The organism is Streptomyces sp. 8L, from assembly GCF_020176795.1.
Classification (GTDB): Bacteria; Actinomycetota; Actinomycetes; order Streptomycetales; family Streptomycetaceae; genus Streptomyces.
On sequence record NZ_JAIUKE010000092.1, the window covers coordinates 1 to 14,384 of the forward strand.

Here is a 14,384-nt window from a genome sequence, read left to right on the forward strand (position 1 = left end):
CTCGTCACGGCCGCGGGCGGCGAGGGCATCGCCCTGCCCGCGGACCACCTGGACCCCGGCCAGGTCGGCGCGGTCGTGGGCCGCGGCGCCCCCCCCCCCCGGGGGCCGGGCCGGGGGGGGGCCCGCCCGCACAACGTCGTCGCCTTCCTCGACGAGGTCGCCCACTGCGTCGCCAGCAGCGGCCGCCCGGCTGACGTGCTGGAGCAGGTCCTCGACGCCATCACCAGCATCTCGCTGAGGGACCTGCTCATCGAACACGGGATCCGCCTGGCGCCCGCCACGGGTTCGAACGGTCACGTCGTGACCGAGGCCCTGCTCATGGCTCCGCCGAAAGACGGGCTGAGGCTGCTGGTTACGCCGCCCGGCCAGAAGCCGGCGGACACCCTGCGCCAGCTCCGGGCCGCCCTCCGCGCCGGACGGGAGTGCTGAGCCATGACGCTCCTGGACAGCACCCTCGCCGAGCACATCATGGCCGCGCCCATCGGCCAGCTGCTCGCCGAGCACAACGCCTTCATCCACCCCTCGGACGTCACCGACGAGGGATACCTGGGCATCGGCGTGCAGCGCGCCGACGGCTGGACGGTCCTCGCCATCCCGACGCGAGTCACCGGCGAGATGCGCGACTCGATCGCCCGAATCCTGCTCGCGCAGGTGCTTGGTGTCGACATTTCGCTGCCCGACTGCATCGAGATCCACCGCTCTGCTTCGGGAGGCCACCGGTGAGCGAGATCCCCCCGTTCCTGATGGACCAGGCCCTCGCCGAGGTCCGCGAGCACGCCCGCCGGACCGACACGTTCACGCTCTTGATCGCCAAGTCGGGTTCCGCTCAGTGCTCCTGGTGCCAGTGCGACGTAACCCGCGACGACATCGACCACCAGTGCGGCGGGTGCCCGGCGCGCGCCGACGTGGTCATGCATCAGTTCACCCCGCAGGGCGCCCGGAACGACGTGCCGCTCTGCGAGTCCCACCTGCCCGACGCCATCCACTTCGTGGCCGCTCTGTACGCAGTGCGGGCCACCGAGTGACCCCGCGCACCGACGCCCCCCCGGCCCGCGCGCAGGTCGCCCAGCAGCTCACCGGGATTCTGCGAATCGACTGCGGAGTCGACGGCTCCGGCAGGCGCGTCCGGGCCCCGCGCGCCAAGTACGAGTGCCTGCTCTGCCGAACCGTCGACGGGCCCCACTACGGGGCCGAGAACGTCACGGCGTTCGTCCGCTCCGCCAGCGCTGACCACCGTGCGCGCTGCACCGCCCGCCAGGAGAACCACACGTGACCGACGCATCAACCACGCTGCGGGACGCCGCCCGAGAGCTGCACGACGCCGGCCTGTGCGTCCTGCCGATCAAGGCGGACGGCACCAAGAAGCCCGTCGTCTCCTGGATGCAGTACAAGATCGCCCGCAGCACCCCGGAAGAACACGACGCCTGGTTCACCGGCGACAAGCCTCGGGGCCTGGCCGTTGTGTACGGCGCCGTGTCCGGCGGCATCGAACTGATCGAGTTCGAAGGCGTCGCCATCCGCGAAGGCCTGCTCGACGACGTCACCGAGATCATGGAGGCGTCGGGCGCCCGCGTCAGCGAAGCCTGGGCCGCGATCCTCAACGGCTGGGTGACTGAATCCCCGTCCGGCGGACGGCACTACCGCGTGCGCGTCGAGGGCGGCCCCGTCGCGGGCAACACCAAGCTGGCCTCACGCCTCGCCCGTAAGGACGAGTACACCGACGAGCAGAAGCAGCGGCTCCGCGAGAAGCCCAACTCCCGCATCGTCCAGGTCCTCATCGAGACCCGTGGCGAAGGCGGATACGGGCTGGTCGAGCCGTCGAGCGGCGCGGTCCATGCTTCCGGGCGCCCGTATGTCCGGCTCGCCGGCGGCCCGGACAACATCCCGGTCCTGGACGCCGAGACCGCGGCCGCCATCCGGGACGTATGCCGGATGGCGGACCAGCTTCCCCAGCCCGAGGCCGCGAAGACGGCGCCGCGCCCGTCACCGCCGCGACCCGACGGAACGCTGCGCCCCGGCGACGACTTCGAGGCCCGCGCCACGTGGGGGGAGATCCTCCGCGGCGTCTTCCGGCAGATGCACTCTCGGGGCAGCGAGACGTACTGGGGCTGGGCCGACGGCGTGGGCGGAGTGAAAGCCACCACTGGGAAGGACGAGCACGACCGCCTGTTCGTCTTCGCCACCGGCTCGGAGTTCGAGAGCGAGGTGCCGTACTCGAAGTTCGGCGCCTACGCCGTCTTGCAGCACGGCGGAGACCACAAGGCCGCCGCCCGGGAACTGGCCCGCCAGGGCTACGGCAGCCGCCCTCTGGCCTCCGTCGCGCCGCGCCCCGCTGTCGCAGCCGCAGGCCGCGCGCCCGCAGCCCCGCCGGCGGCCCCGGACACCGTCGGGCACGACCAGGCCGACGCCGAGCCTGCGCAGCAGGACGCCACACCGGGCAGCCCGGAAGGCTTCGACTACGCCGACACCTTCGGCCTGCCCTCGACGGTCCGCACGCCGTACGACTACCGAGTCACCGGCCGCGGCGTGGAGGTACTCAGCCAGAGCGGCGAGAGCTGGACCCGGGTGACGTTCGCGCCCCTCGTCGTGACCGCCACGTTCGAGGACCCCGAGGGCGACCAGTACGTCGAACTGTCGTGGGTCGACCGCAGCCTAGGCCGGCCCCGCCGCATCTCCCGCATCGTCAGCCGCGAGACCACGAAGCGCGGCCGCAAGCTGATCGAGACCCTCGGAAGCGCCGGTCTGCCCGCAGTCGAGGGCGATGCGCGGGCCGTCGAACGCTGGCTCGCAGAGTTCGAGGCGACCAACGTCAACCTCATCCCCTCCGAGCAGCTGGCCCGGTGGCTGGGCTGGCAGGACGACGGAACATTCGTCTCCTCGCCCGAGGACGGCATCAAGGTCGACACGGCCTTCGAGGAGCAGCGCGGCCCGGCCCGGGCGCACGCCCGGAAGGGGTCCCTCGAGGACTGGAAGGCGACCGTCGCGCACCTGGCGGGCTACCCGGTGCCGCGCGTCGCCGTCGCGGCCGCGCTGGCGGCCCCGCTGCTCAAGCCCCTCGGCCTCAACAGCTTCACTCTCGACATCTCCAGCCGCTCCACCAAGGGGAAGACGACAGCCCTACAGGTCGCGCTCAGCGTGTGGGCAGACCCCTCCGAGCACGCTTCCGCGATGTCCAACTGGCGCACCACGCTCTACGCGATCGAGAAGCGGCTGAACCTGGTGCGCGGGATCCTCACGGTCTTCGACGAGACAATGGCGGTCACCGACGACAGTCTCATCGACGAGGTCCTCTACCAACTCCCGATGAACCACGGGAAGGCCCGCTCGGGCGGCGCCTTCGGCAACATGCTGCCCTGGGAGACCATCCTCCTGTCGTCCGGTGAGCGGCCGGCCCTCTCCTTCACGACCAGCCAGGGCGCGGCGGCACGCATCCTCGGAACGACGATCGCCCCGTTCGGAGAAGGCGGCGGCCCGGTCGCCGCAGCGGCCCGGGAGGGCGTCCTCGCCAACCACGGGCACGCCGGGCCCGAGTTCATCCGGTACATCCTCAGCGGCCTAGCCCAGCCGAACGGCAGGGAGCTACTGAAGGAGAAGCACCGCGCCCTGGTGGACGAGTTCCGTGGCGGCGGCGACATGACGAACCGCCGGGCGCCCATGGTCGCCGTCCTCGCGTACGCCGAGGCGCTCGCCTGCCACATCGGACTCCTGCCGTACGAGCCGCTGTCCCACGACGTGTGGCGCAGCCTCTTCACCGCCCACAACCCCACCGACAACCGTCCTGAGATGGCGCTGGACGTCCTTCGTGAGTACGTCGCCGGTCACGCGCACGAGCTGTACAGCCCGAGCCGCTACGCCATGAGCGAGCGCCCGCCGTACTCGGGATGGCTCGGAGTCCTGTCCGTCAAAGATCAAGTCACCGAGGTGGCCCTGCTGCCCGAGCGGGTCCGCAAGGTACTCGCCGAGGCGGGCTACTCGATGGACGCCGTGGTCGGCAGTTGGGTGGACGCCGGCTACCTGAAGACCTTGAAGAGTCAGCGGCCGGCGCATCTGGTGCCCCGCCGGTTCGATGGCGCCCGGGCGAAGTGTCTCGCGTTCACGCCCGAGGGCGTCGGCTTCGGCGAGCAGGACGAGGCGGCGTGAACGCTACCGCGCGGGTGGTACGCACGAGGCGCGTACCACCCGGGAACCGGCATCGCCGCAGGTCAGGCGAACCGCGGGGGCCGTTTGCGGGGTGGTACGCACTCGCCCGGAAATGGCACCCCTCAGGCGCCTGCGTGCGTGCGGGTGCGCACGTGCGAGTGCGCGCACATAGACCCCTGTGTGTTTCTGCGTACCTGCGTACCACTAGCTGTCTCCAGAGAGATAACAGCAGGTCAAACCCGCTTTTGCCCCGGTACGCAGCAGGTACGCAGCCGGTACGCGCTGCGTACCTCCCCCTTCCTCCCTCTGGATCGAGGTGCCCCATGCCCTTCGCCCCCCGCCCCTACCAGCTCGACGCCATCGAGGCGCTCCGCCAAGGCTGGGCCGACGGCCACAACCGCCTCGCGGTCGTGCTGCCCACCGGCGCTGGCAAGACCGTGGTGTTCTCCCACCTGGCCCACCAGATGCTCGACAGTCTCGGCGGCCGACGCGCGCTCGTCATCGCCCACCGCGAGGAGCTGATCGAGCAGGCCGCTTCCAAGCTGCTCGCCGTCGACCCGATGCTGCGGGTCGGCATCGTCAAGGCCCAGCGCGACGACCACCAGGACGCCGACGTCATCGTCGCCAGCGTCCAGACCCTGGCCGTCGCCCGCCGGCGCGAGGCCATCAAGGACATCGGCCTGGTCATCGTCGACGAGTGCCACCACGCCGCCGCCCGCACCTACATGGACGTGCTCAGGCACTTCGGCGCCTGGGACGGCGTGCCGGTGGCCGGCTTCACAGCGACCATGACCCGCACCGACGGAGGCCTCGCCGAGGTGTGGCAGGACGTCGTCTTCCGCCTGGACATCCTCGACATGATCTCCGACGGCTACCTGTGCGACGTCCGGGGAAAGGCGATCACCGTCGACACCCTCGACCTCAACAAGGTGAAGACCCGCGGCGGCGACCTGGTCGACGGACAGCTCGGCAAGGCGCTCGAGGACTCCGGCGCCCTGGACGCCATCGCCAAGGCCTACGTGGACCACGCGAGCGACCGGCCCGGCGTCGTCTTCACGCCGACCGTCGCGACCGCCCAGGCCGCCGCAGAGTCCCTGCGGGCGGTCGGCATCACGGCGGCCCCGGTGTGGGGCGACATGGGCCGCGACGAGCGGCGTGCGACCCTCGCCCGGTACTCGGCGGGCGAAGTGCAGGTGCTCACGAACTGCATGGTGCTCACGGAGGGGTTCGACGCCCCGCACACCAGCTGCATCGTCGTCGCCCGCCCCACGAAGTCCCCGGGCCTCTACGTGCAGATGGTCGGCCGCGGGCTGCGCCCGGCGCCCGGGAAGTCCGACGCGCTGCTGCTCGACGTCATGGGGTCGGCGTCCCGCCACAAGCTCGCCAGCCTCGTCGACCTGACCGACCGGGAAGTGGGCGAGGCCAGCGAGGGTAAGTCGCTGCGCGAGGTCGCCGAGGAGCACGTCGCTAGCGAGAAGCGCCGGCAGCTGGCCGCGCAGGTGACGGCCGAGGAGATCAACCTGTTCGGCGAGTCGACGATCCGGTGGCTGCGTACCGGGGACGGCACGTGGTTTATCCGCCTGACCTCCGCGATGGTCCTTTTCCTCGCCCGGGACCCGGGCACCCGGCTGTACCGCATGCGCCGTTGGACGGCGGCGGACGGCGTGCAGCCACCGCGCGAGGACGTGGCGCGCCCGCTTGCCGAGGCGCTGGCGTGGCTGGAGCAGCAGGCCAGAGCGCTGGCCCCGGGCGCGTTCGTCGCCCGGCAGGCGCGTTGGCGCAGTTCCCCGCCCAGCCCCAAGGCGCTCGGGCTGTGCCGGCGCCTCGGTATCGCCGTGCCGAAGGGCAGCAACGCGGGCGAGGTCGCGGACCTGATCGACGTGAACCGCGTGGGCGACGTGCTGCGCTCGCTCATCCTGCCGGCCGCCTGACAGCCCGGGCCTGTCGCTATCAGGCCCGGGCTCGTTCCATCCCACCACGAAGGAGATTCACATGTCCGACCAGACCCCACCCGAGCCGTACAGCTACGCCGACTCGGACGGGTACTACCTGTCCGCCCGGCTCCTCTTCGGCGACCCGGACACGCTGTCGGTCACCGTCGAGGGCGACGACCCGCAGTCGGCGCACATCCCCTTGGCCCAGGTCGCCGAGGTCGCCGCTGGAATCCTGCGCGCGGCTGGCCTGCCCACTGCCACTGAAGAGCGGGCCGCCGCAGCCCCCCAGTCCGGCCGCGAGCAGGAGATCCGGGCGGCAGCCCGGTCCGAGCAGGAGGAGAACGCCCGGCTTCGCGTGCAGCTCCAAGAGGCCCGCCGCGCACTCGACCTCGCGTGCCAGGGCAGTGGTGCCGCTGTCCGCCGCGCGCTGGAGGACTTCGCCAGCCGTCTCACCGCCCGTGCCGCGCCGATGGGCGCCGAGTACTTCCGCGTCGATCAAGTCGCGGACGCCGCCCGCCGGATCGCGGCCGAGGAGCACGGCCCTGCCGCCGCGGCCCGCGAGCAGGGCGAGGTGCAGCCAGACGAGGGCCTCCCCGCACAGCTGGCCCGCGTCACCGCCGAGCGCGACGAACTGCTCACTGAACTCGACGGCCGCGACGCCGAAGCCCGCGAACGGTGGATTCAGAAGAGCCTCGACGAGACCCGCATCCGCTCAATGGAGTTCCGCAACGGGGCCGAGATGCAGATCGAACCGGCCCGTGAACTCCTGGCCCACTGGGTCGCTGCGGCCCGCGCCGTGCTCGGGGACGCGCCGAATTACTCCGAGACCGTCGCCATGGACGTCAAGGTCGCCGAGTCGCCCGCGCGGTACTCCCTCGTCGTCCAGCGCCTGGCCCCGAGAGCCCTGACCCCGCACGAAGCGCGGCAGCGGGCGGAGGCGGACCTGTCCAGCGTGCTCCGCATCGTCTCAGCCTGGGCCGCGAGCAGCGAAGGCCGAGACGTGCTCATCGAGGACTTGGCCGCCGCCGGCCACCCGCTGCCCGACGAGAAAACGGAGCCCACCGCGTGACCGCCACCGACTGCCAGCTGTGCCAGCAGCCTCTGGAAGCGGGCTACCTCTGCCCCGCCGAGACGGCCGCGCTCTCCGACCGGCTGGAGCGCATGCCCGCCCTGCACCGCCAAGCCGAACAGGCCCTCGTCCCGACCGCTGCCGCGCCACTGGAGCGCGTCTCCAGCGGGCACCCCGGCCCGTCCGCGCCCGTCTCTGAGGCCGCGCTGAACCTCTGGTACGGCGGCATCGCCTCCGTCCTGGAAAGGTGGCGTGCGGACATCCAACAGTGGCGCGGCTGGGGCCCGCCCTCAGTCGAAGGCGATGCGAATCGCCGAGTCTTCGCCGCAGCGCGCTGGCTGTGGGCGGACGTCGAGTGGATCGCGGAGAACTACCCGCAGGCCGGCGACATGGCGCGCGAGGTGCGCCGCCTTGAGGCCGAGGTTCTGTCGGTGACTGGCGAGGCGCCAGAGCGCGGCCGGCGGATCGGCCCGTGTCCGGCGATGTGTGAGGACGGCTCGGTGTGCGGGGCGGTCCTGCGCCTCTACCCCGGGGAGAAGGCCGCGCGCTGCCGCTGGTGCGGGTGCTCCTACCCTCCCGCGACATGGCCCCAGGTGAAGGCATGGCAGGACGAGGACGAGAAGGCCGCGGCCGAGAAGAAGGCGAACGAGCCCGCCGAGATGGCCGGGTGAGTGCCCGGCAGGCTGGACTATCACTGCCGGGCAGTGATAGTCTGCACGGGATGGAAGCGAGACCCTGGCGGGAGCGGGTCAGCCTGGAAGAGGAGTTGCTCGAACAGCTCCAGCGCCAGGTTTCCGAAGCCGCCACACGCAGGGCTGATGCCCTCGCTGAGGGCGTCGCCGAACTCGGCAGCGTCTACAAGGTCGCGAAGGCCCTCAACAAGGGCTGGACCACCGTGGACCAAGCGATCAAGAAGCACGGGTCTGCTCGAACAGACCCAGAGAAAACCGCATAACGCAAGACGGGAGCCAGGCGGCAGCTCCCTTCGGTGCTCGAACACCGGAGGAGCCCATGGGCGCCGCCTGACTCCCTGACCGAGCACTTCCTGACGAACCCAGGAGGCATCGGCTATGGCCGATCATTTCACGCGCCCCGACACGCGCGTACCCACACGGCGCCTCGTCGCCGTCGGCACCATCACCCGCCGCGGCGGGCGCACGGTCACCGTGCGCGCCACCCCGGCCGGCGCCACCGGCACCATCGCCCCGGCGGTGAAGCGGTGACCGAGACCACCGTCGCGGACGCCCGCGCGGTCCTCGTCGCGCTCGCCGACCAGCTGGCCGACGGCCCGCACTACCGGATCATCACCGAGGGCGAGCGCCTCGGTCTCATCCTCAACGAGGTCTCCCGCCAGCACGGCTACGGCCCGCTCGCACTCAACCTCGACCGCGAGGTCCAGCTGCTCGCCCCCACCATCGGCTGGGAGATGACACGCGGCGAGTACGCGCTCATCCTCCGCCGCACCGCCGGGGGTGCCGAGTGAGCGCCGAGCCCGAGACCCAGCACGACCGCGCACCCGAGATCACCGGCCCCGTCCGCGAGTACCTGGCCGTCATCCTCGATGCCCTCAACCCTCCCGCACCGGCTCGGCTCGACGACCCCACCTTCCGGTGGCTCACGAGAGACCGCATCAGCACGGTCTGCACCTCCATCCGCGGACTCCTCGCCGACGACGACCGGAACATGGGCGACGTCACGTTCGATGTGGGCTGGCTCCGGAAGCAGATCGAGCACACCCCGATCAGCTACGAGATCGGCAGCACGCCCGACACGACGGGCGGAGGCCAGTGAGCACCCCGCCGAAGCCCGGCGCACGCCCGTCCGTTCGTGTCGACCAGCAGTTGTCCGACGACCTCGCCGCGCTCATGGTCGACGGCCGTACCGTGTCCGACGCCGTCCGACAGGCTGTCGCCGTCGTCGCCCAGTCCTACCGCTACGCCTGGCGCACCGGACGCGTCCCCGAAGGCGTCGCGCCCATCGTCGGCGGCTGCTACCTCCGCTGTCCGACACCCGAAGAACAGCGCCGGACGGCGTCCGGTCAGCGCGGTCAGACGCCCTCGCCCGGCTCGTCCGACGCTGCTCTCCCCGCCGGACCGCCCCGTCCGGCCGACCTGGCGGCCGCGTCCGACGAGTCCTCCGCCGAGCGTCCGACGTCCCCCGGCGGGCGGTCATGATCACCTACCGCGCCATCGGCTACTGGGTCGTCCTCACGCTCATCCCCGCGGCGATCCTGCTGCGCCTGCTACCCGCCGGGTCCCGTGCGCGTGCCTTCCTCGCCCGCGTGATCCTCGCCGCCCTCATCCTCATCGCCGCCCTCGTCGGCTTCTCGTACTGAAGGACCCGCGCACATGAAGACCAGCCTCATCACCGCCATCGACACCGCCGCCCAGCACAAGGTGACCACCGCGGCACCCGAGAACGTGGGCGCCTCCGGGTCCGTCCCCATCTCCGTCCTGCTGATCATCGTGCTCGGCATGTGGGCCTGGCAGATGCACAAGCACGGCAAGGACACCAAGAAGCTGCACCTGCTGCCCGGCTTCGTCTGCCTCGGCCTCGGCCTGTCCATGTCGGGCACCCAGGTCGGCACCATGCTCGGCACCCTCTTCGGAAACGTGGGGACCATGCTGTCGAGCTTCATCGGCAATGCCTGACCGTGATCGACGCCGAGGCCGACACCATGGAGCTGCCGCCCGTGCCTGAATTCGGGCGCGGGCGGCCCCGCCTCGCCGCGCAGCGCATCCACCCCCGGCGCCTCGCCCGCGGCCACCTCACGCTGTGGGCCCGTGCCCGGGCCTGGGCCATCGCCGCCGACCACCCCTCGCGCGGCAAGGCGGTCGCCGCACGGGGCGCCGGGATCGCCGCCGGGACACTGGTCGCCTGGCGGGCCGCGCACACCGAGCCGCAGCTCCTCGCCGCGGCGGCCGGCGCCTACGCGATCGCCGCATGGCGCACCGGCCGCCCCGTACCGCCCAGCGTCGATGACCTGAAGCGGCGCCTACTCCTCGGCGTCCGCGACCTCATGGGCGACCAGGACGCCGTCTTCCTCCGCGACATCTACGACGCCCTCCAGGCCCGCCCCGCGGCCGCACACCTCGACGACACCCGCCTACGCGCCGTCCTCACCCTGTGCGGCCTGAACCCCAGGCAGGTCCGCATCGGCGCGACCGGCGGCCGCCTCGGCATCCGCCGGACCGACGTGGACGCCCTCCTCTCCCCCGAACCCGTAGAAGCCCCTTCTGAGCCTGTAGACGCAGGTCAAGGCCCCGAAGCGGAGGCCGTAGACCAGGCGTAGAGCGGGCTGTAGACCCCTTCCGGAGACCTGATGCGACACCACATCCATGCCCTCGCCCGGGCCCTGCTCGGCTACGACCAGCCCGTCCCGCACTACTGCGCCTAGTGCCCCGGGCATCACCCAACCGCCCCCCTGCGGCTGAACCACTGCGCGATACGCGCCCGCAGCCGTCTCGGGCGTGGGGGCGCGTGGTACTGTCCGACGGCATGAACTTCATGGTTCAACCAATGTGTGCCGTCTTCAGGTCACTCTCTTGCCCATACGCGCTGAAATCTTCTCAGTGCCCTTCGTATGCCACCACTCGAAAAGATGAGTGCGGATAAGGAAGCAGAGATAGTCAAGAGACTCCTCCTCAAGATCTCCGCTTACCAAACTCGCCTCATATCCCTCATAGTCGAGTGTGACTTCCCAGACTTGCGCCGGGGCACGGAGTAGAACTTTAAGAATGAGTTCCGGGGTGGTGGATTTCACTCCAACCTCCAGGACTTCAAGCGAGAGACTGCCCCCTTCGCTCTGTGGTCCTGAAAGCTTTCGAGTGAGGGCTTCACTCACTCGATCCGGGGTTGCCATTTGAATCTCCTCAGCATTTCGCCACCGCTATACCTGAAGCCACAGCCGGAGTCGTATACTCCACTGTGGCCGTAATGACTCCCTGGGGTGTCAGACCGCCCGGCTTCCCTCCAAGCGGACCCTTGTTGACAACGACCTTGAAGTTCTTCCTCGGCTTCGGCGCACATCCAGTACCCACCTTGTAGCGGTAGTACACCCCAGGCGACGCCTGATAGCCGTTGAAGAGCGTGTCACTTATCTTGTTTTTGAAGCTGGTACTCCAGCGCCCGTGCGCAACTATGTGATCGTAGCCCCAGGTTTTCGTTCCGCAGCGCAGGGGCATCTTGCTCGGGCCGATATAGAAGGTGTAAGCCACCACCGAATAATGCTTCCCTTTGCAGGGGTTTGAAGCGCTCGCCACAGCCACCGCGCCAGATCCCGGACCCGCAGTGGCGAATCTAGGGGGCTCGGCAACCGCATTCACGGATGCGGAAAAGGCAAGCAGGATTGCAGCTCCCCCAGTAACGGTCATCGCGCTAGTCTTACGGAAATTCAACGGGCGCACATTCCCTCTTTTCGGTTATCGAACATATCTGTGTGCCCCTGTGGGCTCGCTTATGCTTTCCCGCCGAGCCGTAAGCCGCAAGGAGTCTCCCCGGTGACGATCGTCACGATCTGGAGCGGAACCAGGACACCGTGTCATCACTCTCGTACCCAGCAATCCGGCTGCACTCACGCCAAGCGGCACTCAACAGCCATGATCGGCAGGGTAGTGAGCACGGCTAGAAAATGGCTATGCCTGTTACACCACCCCTGACCTGCGGCATCATGGACGCATGCAGCCCGCGTACGTCCCGCCCGGTCGTATGACTGCCCAGCAGGCCGCCGCTGTCCTCGGTATCAGCCCGGCCGGCGTCCGCAAGCTCGTGCAGCGCGGCCAGCTGCCGCGCGCCGGCGGAACCGCCCGGTACCCGCAGTACGACAGCGCCGATGTCCTCCGCCTCGCCCGCCAACGCCGCCCCGCCAGCCGCCCCTTGACTCGCAGGTCAGCGCCGTGTCACGATCGCGGTGCGGAAGTATGCCCGCAAGCGGGCTGATCGCTTCACCGCCGAAGGCCTCGACCAGCGTCCCCTGGTCGGGGCCTTCAGCGTGGGAGCGGCCTTAGTCCCCCAACGAAGCGGAGAACGATCCCATCTTCGCCTCCGTGGCCGTGACGTTCACCTTCCCCCGGTGCGAGACCTCCACCTGGTAGAACTTCGAACCCGATGACACGCCCGTCACCGCGAATCGGAATACGCACGAGGAATCCTCACCCGGTGTCGCGTACTTACCTGCACCAAGCGAGCCCGAGCCCACCACCGCGCCGCCGGCGTCGTAAACGGTCACGGCAGCGCCCTGCACGATGTCGTCGTACCCGCTAGTTCCAGAGCACCGGGTGTAGTTCGAGTCCAACGCCACGGGATTCTTGAGCGTCAACGAGCCCCGCAGCGTGAACAGCACCTCCGACGAGCCGCCGCTCGATGCGGCCCACGCGCCACCTACACCACCGGCTCCCACCACCACACCGACCAGCCCCCATACCAGCGGCATCCGCCACTTCGCCAACCGCCGATCGGCGAGCGCCACGGGCAACTGATCGCTGGGTCTGGAAGGCATCGGCTCCTGCTGTATGTCAGTCATCCGAGCAGGATCCCAAGTCCCCGCGCAGAGCGGGCGCAAACGGCCAGATCGTGACCCGCTACCGGGGGGTGTCCGCCATGCCACGCTCCAGGTACACCGTGTGCAGCGTCCCCGGCTGCCCCGAGTACACGACCCGGGGCCGATGCGACGACCACCGCAGCGAGGCCGAGCAGCGGCGCGGCACCGCACGCCAACGCGGATACGGCCGCCAGCACGAGCAGCGCTTCCGCCCCGCCGTCCTCAAGTGCGATCCGATCTGCACCTGCCCTGGCTGCACCAGCTGCCAGCCGACAAAGGGGCGGGCATGCAGCCGGGCCTCGGTGCACGCCGACCACTGGCCCGTCGACCGGCGCACTCTCGTGGCCCGCGGCCTCGACCCCAACGACCCGTCACGCGGCCGTGGCCTGTGCCCGCCGTGCCACAGCAGCCACACCGCAGCCGAGCAACCAGGAGGTTGGAACACGTGAGCGCACAGTTCACCGGAGACGACCTACGCAACCTGTCCTATGCCATCGACCAGATGAGCAAGACCACGAAGGACACGAGCGTGGAGCTCGGCGGCTACCAGGAACTCCAGATCACGTACCAAGGCCACGTCATGCGTCTCGCCTGGCAGCCGGCAGATAAGGACGACAGCAGCCATGGCCGCTACGCCCTCGTCATGCCTGACGATCCGGGTTACTGATGCGCGCGGGCCTAGAGCAGCTGCTCAAGCGCACCGTGGACTTCGCGTGGTGACCGTTGAGCGGCTAGGACCGCTCTACCGCGTCACCCCAGGAACCTGCTGGCGCCCAGGACTCCGCCTCCGTCGAAGGCCTCCAGGCAGCCATCAATCGCCTCGCCTTCGACATGACCCTCGTCGGCTGGCCCTCTGGGGGGCGACTCGGGGGTGGTCACGGACCGCGCTCGGCCCCCGCAGCTCGTCACACACCGTGACGGGACCCTGGGGGGCTACCCCTTCCTCATGATCCACGTCGGACCGACGGGGAGGGACATAGCTATCTGTACGGGTCTGGGGTTCCCCGGACCTGAACCAACAGTCACGTTCTGTGACACTGCCGGGTCGCACCGATCCGGCCTCCGACGCGCCGCAACGGCGCGCCCAAGGAGTGATCCACATGGCTGGAACCGGTCCGGCACCGAAGCCGGGCGCCCGGCGGCGCAACGCCGCCGGATCTGCGATGAGACTGCCCGCTGCGGGGCGTGAGGGCGCACCGCCCGCATGGCCGCTGCCCGCGGACATTCAGATCGTCGTGCGCCGCGACACCGCGCAGCGCTCGGTGGACGACATCGAGCTGGAACTGCTTGAGCCGACGCTCATTTCGCGCAAGCGGGGGGCCCTGAAGAAGAAGCTGGACGCCGCGTCCAAGGAACTGCACCTGGCCCAGGCGCAGCTGGATGGCCAGGAGCGCCTGGAGGGTGAGCTGTGGGCCGAGTTGTGGGCCACGCCTCAGGCGGTGGCGTGGGAGCGTCTGCGCTGGACGCGCGAGGTCGCGCAGTACGTGCGCTGGAAGGTGGCGGCCGAGCTCGGCTCGCTGGACGCGTCGAAGGAGGCGCGGCAGCTCGCCGACCGGCTCGGGCTGACCCCGCTGGCGCTGCTGCGGCTGCGGTGGGAGATCGCCGACGAGGAGGAGGGGCGCCCGCGGCGCCGGCCGACGCCGCCGCGCGGCGGCCCGGGCGGGGATGACCCGCGCTCGCTGCTGCACGTGGTGTGAGCCGC

23 protein-coding genes are annotated in these 14,384 nt (G+C 70.2%); 20 read left to right on the forward strand and 3 right to left on the reverse strand.

The annotated features are described in order from the left end of the window. The 16 genes from LCE31_RS09640 to LCE31_RS09715 all read left to right on the forward strand — a co-directional run. A partial coding sequence (locus LCE31_RS09640; protein WP_225013771.1) for a hypothetical protein occupies window positions 1-429 on the forward strand: 429 nt, incomplete at its 5' end. A gap of 3 nt (window positions 430-432) precedes the next feature. Beyond that, on the forward strand, window positions 433-723 hold the full coding sequence (locus LCE31_RS09645) for a hypothetical protein (protein WP_225013704.1): 291 nt from the start codon (window positions 433-435) through the stop codon (window positions 721-723). Then, complete coding sequence (locus LCE31_RS09650) at window positions 720-1,025, forward strand: hypothetical protein (protein ID WP_225013705.1); 306 nt, start codon at window positions 720-722, stop codon at window positions 1,023-1,025. The genes LCE31_RS09645 and LCE31_RS09650 overlap by 4 nt, the downstream gene beginning before the upstream one ends. Continuing rightward, window positions 1,022-1,273 carry a hypothetical protein gene (locus LCE31_RS09655; RefSeq protein ID WP_225013706.1) on the forward strand — a complete coding sequence of 84 codons (252 nt, stop codon included), beginning with the start codon at window positions 1,022-1,024 and terminating at the stop codon, window positions 1,271-1,273. The genes LCE31_RS09650 and LCE31_RS09655 overlap by 4 nt, the downstream gene beginning before the upstream one ends. After that, a complete protein-coding gene (locus LCE31_RS09660) occupies window positions 1,270-4,140 on the forward strand; it encodes a DUF927 domain-containing protein (protein ID WP_225013708.1) in 2,871 nt (956 codons plus the stop codon). The genes LCE31_RS09655 and LCE31_RS09660 overlap by 4 nt, the downstream gene beginning before the upstream one ends. Window positions 4,141-4,463: 323 nt before the next feature. Further along, window positions 4,464-6,071 carry a DEAD/DEAH box helicase gene (locus tag LCE31_RS09665; RefSeq protein WP_225013710.1) on the forward strand — a complete coding sequence of 536 codons (1,608 nt, stop codon included), beginning with the start codon at window positions 4,464-4,466 and terminating at the stop codon, window positions 6,069-6,071. A gap of 61 nt (window positions 6,072-6,132) precedes the next feature. Beyond that, the gene (locus tag LCE31_RS09670; protein WP_225013712.1) at window positions 6,133-7,143 is read left to right on the forward strand and encodes a hypothetical protein; all 1,011 of its coding nucleotides are present in this window, start codon (window positions 6,133-6,135) and stop codon (window positions 7,141-7,143) included. Next, the gene (locus tag LCE31_RS09675) at window positions 7,140-7,814 is read left to right on the forward strand and encodes a hypothetical protein (RefSeq protein ID WP_225013714.1); all 675 of its coding nucleotides are present in this window, start codon (window positions 7,140-7,142) and stop codon (window positions 7,812-7,814) included. Before LCE31_RS09670 ends, LCE31_RS09675 begins: the two co-directional genes overlap by 4 nt. A gap of 50 nt (window positions 7,815-7,864) precedes the next feature. After that, window positions 7,865-8,098, forward strand: coding sequence for a hypothetical protein (locus LCE31_RS09680; RefSeq protein ID WP_225013716.1), 234 nt, complete (start codon window positions 7,865-7,867; stop codon window positions 8,096-8,098). Between the two features lie 115 nt (window positions 8,099-8,213). Then, complete coding sequence (locus tag LCE31_RS09685; protein ID WP_225013718.1) at window positions 8,214-8,366, forward strand: hypothetical protein; 153 nt, start codon at window positions 8,214-8,216, stop codon at window positions 8,364-8,366. Further along, on the forward strand, window positions 8,363-8,626 hold the full coding sequence (locus LCE31_RS09690; protein ID WP_225013721.1) for a hypothetical protein: 264 nt from the start codon (window positions 8,363-8,365) through the stop codon (window positions 8,624-8,626). The genes LCE31_RS09685 and LCE31_RS09690 overlap by 4 nt, the downstream gene beginning before the upstream one ends. Next, window positions 8,623-8,934 (forward strand): hypothetical protein, encoded by a 312-nt coding sequence (locus tag LCE31_RS09695; RefSeq protein WP_225013724.1) that lies wholly within the window; start codon window positions 8,623-8,625, stop codon window positions 8,932-8,934. Before LCE31_RS09690 ends, LCE31_RS09695 begins: the two co-directional genes overlap by 4 nt. Next, the gene (locus tag LCE31_RS09700) at window positions 8,931-9,317 is read left to right on the forward strand and encodes a hypothetical protein (RefSeq protein ID WP_225013727.1); all 387 of its coding nucleotides are present in this window, start codon (window positions 8,931-8,933) and stop codon (window positions 9,315-9,317) included. Before LCE31_RS09695 ends, LCE31_RS09700 begins: the two co-directional genes overlap by 4 nt. Next, window positions 9,314-9,478: a hypothetical protein gene (locus LCE31_RS09705; protein WP_225013729.1), complete on the forward strand. Its 165-nt coding sequence runs from the start codon at window positions 9,314-9,316 to the stop codon at window positions 9,476-9,478. The genes LCE31_RS09700 and LCE31_RS09705 overlap by 4 nt, the downstream gene beginning before the upstream one ends. Before the next feature lie 13 nt (window positions 9,479-9,491). Then, window positions 9,492-9,794 (forward strand): hypothetical protein, encoded by a 303-nt coding sequence (locus tag LCE31_RS09710; RefSeq protein ID WP_225013730.1) that lies wholly within the window; start codon window positions 9,492-9,494, stop codon window positions 9,792-9,794. A gap of 2 nt (window positions 9,795-9,796) precedes the next feature. After that, window positions 9,797-10,435 carry a hypothetical protein gene (locus LCE31_RS09715; RefSeq protein WP_225013731.1) on the forward strand — a complete coding sequence of 213 codons (639 nt, stop codon included), beginning with the start codon at window positions 9,797-9,799 and terminating at the stop codon, window positions 10,433-10,435. A 240-nt stretch (window positions 10,436-10,675) separates the two neighbouring features. Here LCE31_RS09715 and LCE31_RS09720 read toward each other — a convergent pair whose 3' ends face one another. Beyond that, window positions 10,676-11,005 carry a hypothetical protein gene (locus LCE31_RS09720; RefSeq protein WP_225013732.1) on the reverse strand — a complete coding sequence of 110 codons (330 nt, stop codon included), beginning with the start codon at window positions 11,003-11,005 and terminating at the stop codon, window positions 10,676-10,678. 10 nt (window positions 11,006-11,015) lie between these two features. Further along, on the reverse strand, window positions 11,016-11,360 hold the full coding sequence (locus tag LCE31_RS09725) for a hypothetical protein (RefSeq protein WP_225013733.1): 345 nt from the start codon (window positions 11,358-11,360) through the stop codon (window positions 11,016-11,018). Between the two features lie 490 nt (window positions 11,361-11,850). On the opposite strand from LCE31_RS09725, the gene LCE31_RS09730 reads away from it, so the two are divergent. Continuing rightward, a complete protein-coding gene (locus tag LCE31_RS09730; protein ID WP_225013769.1) occupies window positions 11,851-12,081 on the forward strand; it encodes a helix-turn-helix domain-containing protein in 231 nt (76 codons plus the stop codon). A gap of 64 nt (window positions 12,082-12,145) precedes the next feature. On the opposite strand, the gene LCE31_RS09735 is transcribed toward LCE31_RS09730, so the two are convergent. Next, entirely contained in the window at window positions 12,146-12,664 is a 519-nt protein-coding gene (locus LCE31_RS09735; protein WP_225013734.1) for a hypothetical protein, read from the reverse strand. A gap of 77 nt (window positions 12,665-12,741) precedes the next feature. On the opposite strand from LCE31_RS09735, the gene LCE31_RS09740 reads away from it, so the two are divergent. The 3 genes from LCE31_RS09740 to LCE31_RS09750 all read left to right on the forward strand — a co-directional run bounded on the left by LCE31_RS09740 (window position 12,742) and on the right by LCE31_RS09750 (window position 14,379). Further along, the gene (locus LCE31_RS09740; RefSeq protein WP_225013735.1) at window positions 12,742-13,131 is read left to right on the forward strand and encodes a holin; all 390 of its coding nucleotides are present in this window, start codon (window positions 12,742-12,744) and stop codon (window positions 13,129-13,131) included. A gap of 53 nt (window positions 13,132-13,184) precedes the next feature. Next, entirely contained in the window at window positions 13,185-13,349 is a 165-nt protein-coding gene (locus tag LCE31_RS09745; protein WP_225013736.1) for a hypothetical protein, read from the forward strand. A gap of 433 nt (window positions 13,350-13,782) precedes the next feature. Next, window positions 13,783-14,379 (forward strand): hypothetical protein, encoded by a 597-nt coding sequence (locus LCE31_RS09750; protein WP_225013737.1) that lies wholly within the window; start codon window positions 13,783-13,785, stop codon window positions 14,377-14,379. The last annotated feature ends 5 nt before the right edge of the window (window positions 14,380-14,384 follow it).

What these genes read in the sequence shown, in the direction of transcription:
- LCE31_RS09710 (WP_225013730.1), top strand. Translation starts at nt 9,492, where the DNA reads ATGAAGACCAGCCTCATCACCGCCATCGACACCGCCGCCCAGCACAAG.
- LCE31_RS09720 (WP_225013732.1), bottom strand. Translation starts at nt 11,005, where the DNA reads ATGGCAACCCCGGATCGAGTGAGTGAAGCCCTCACTCGAAAGCTTTCA.
- LCE31_RS09745 (WP_225013736.1), top strand. Translation starts at nt 13,185, where the DNA reads ATGAGCAAGACCACGAAGGACACGAGCGTGGAGCTCGGCGGCTACCAG.
- LCE31_RS09735 (WP_225013734.1), bottom strand. Translation starts at nt 12,664, where the DNA reads ATGACTGACATACAGCAGGAGCCGATGCCTTCCAGACCCAGCGATCAG.
- LCE31_RS09665 (WP_225013710.1), top strand. Translation starts at nt 4,464, where the DNA reads ATGCCCTTCGCCCCCCGCCCCTACCAGCTCGACGCCATCGAGGCGCTC.
- LCE31_RS09685 (WP_225013718.1), top strand. Translation starts at nt 8,214, where the DNA reads ATGGCCGATCATTTCACGCGCCCCGACACGCGCGTACCCACACGGCGC.
- LCE31_RS09680 (WP_225013716.1), top strand. Translation starts at nt 7,865, where the DNA reads ATGGAAGCGAGACCCTGGCGGGAGCGGGTCAGCCTGGAAGAGGAGTTG.
- LCE31_RS09740 (WP_225013735.1), top strand. Translation starts at nt 12,742, where the DNA reads ATGCCACGCTCCAGGTACACCGTGTGCAGCGTCCCCGGCTGCCCCGAG.
- LCE31_RS09645 (WP_225013704.1), top strand. Translation starts at nt 433, where the DNA reads ATGACGCTCCTGGACAGCACCCTCGCCGAGCACATCATGGCCGCGCCC.
- LCE31_RS09730 (WP_225013769.1), top strand. Translation starts at nt 11,851, where the DNA reads ATGACTGCCCAGCAGGCCGCCGCTGTCCTCGGTATCAGCCCGGCCGGC.
- LCE31_RS09705 (WP_225013729.1), top strand. Translation starts at nt 9,314, where the DNA reads ATGATCACCTACCGCGCCATCGGCTACTGGGTCGTCCTCACGCTCATC.
- LCE31_RS09670 (WP_225013712.1), top strand. Translation starts at nt 6,133, where the DNA reads ATGTCCGACCAGACCCCACCCGAGCCGTACAGCTACGCCGACTCGGAC.
- LCE31_RS09750 (WP_225013737.1), top strand. Translation starts at nt 13,783, where the DNA reads ATGGCTGGAACCGGTCCGGCACCGAAGCCGGGCGCCCGGCGGCGCAAC.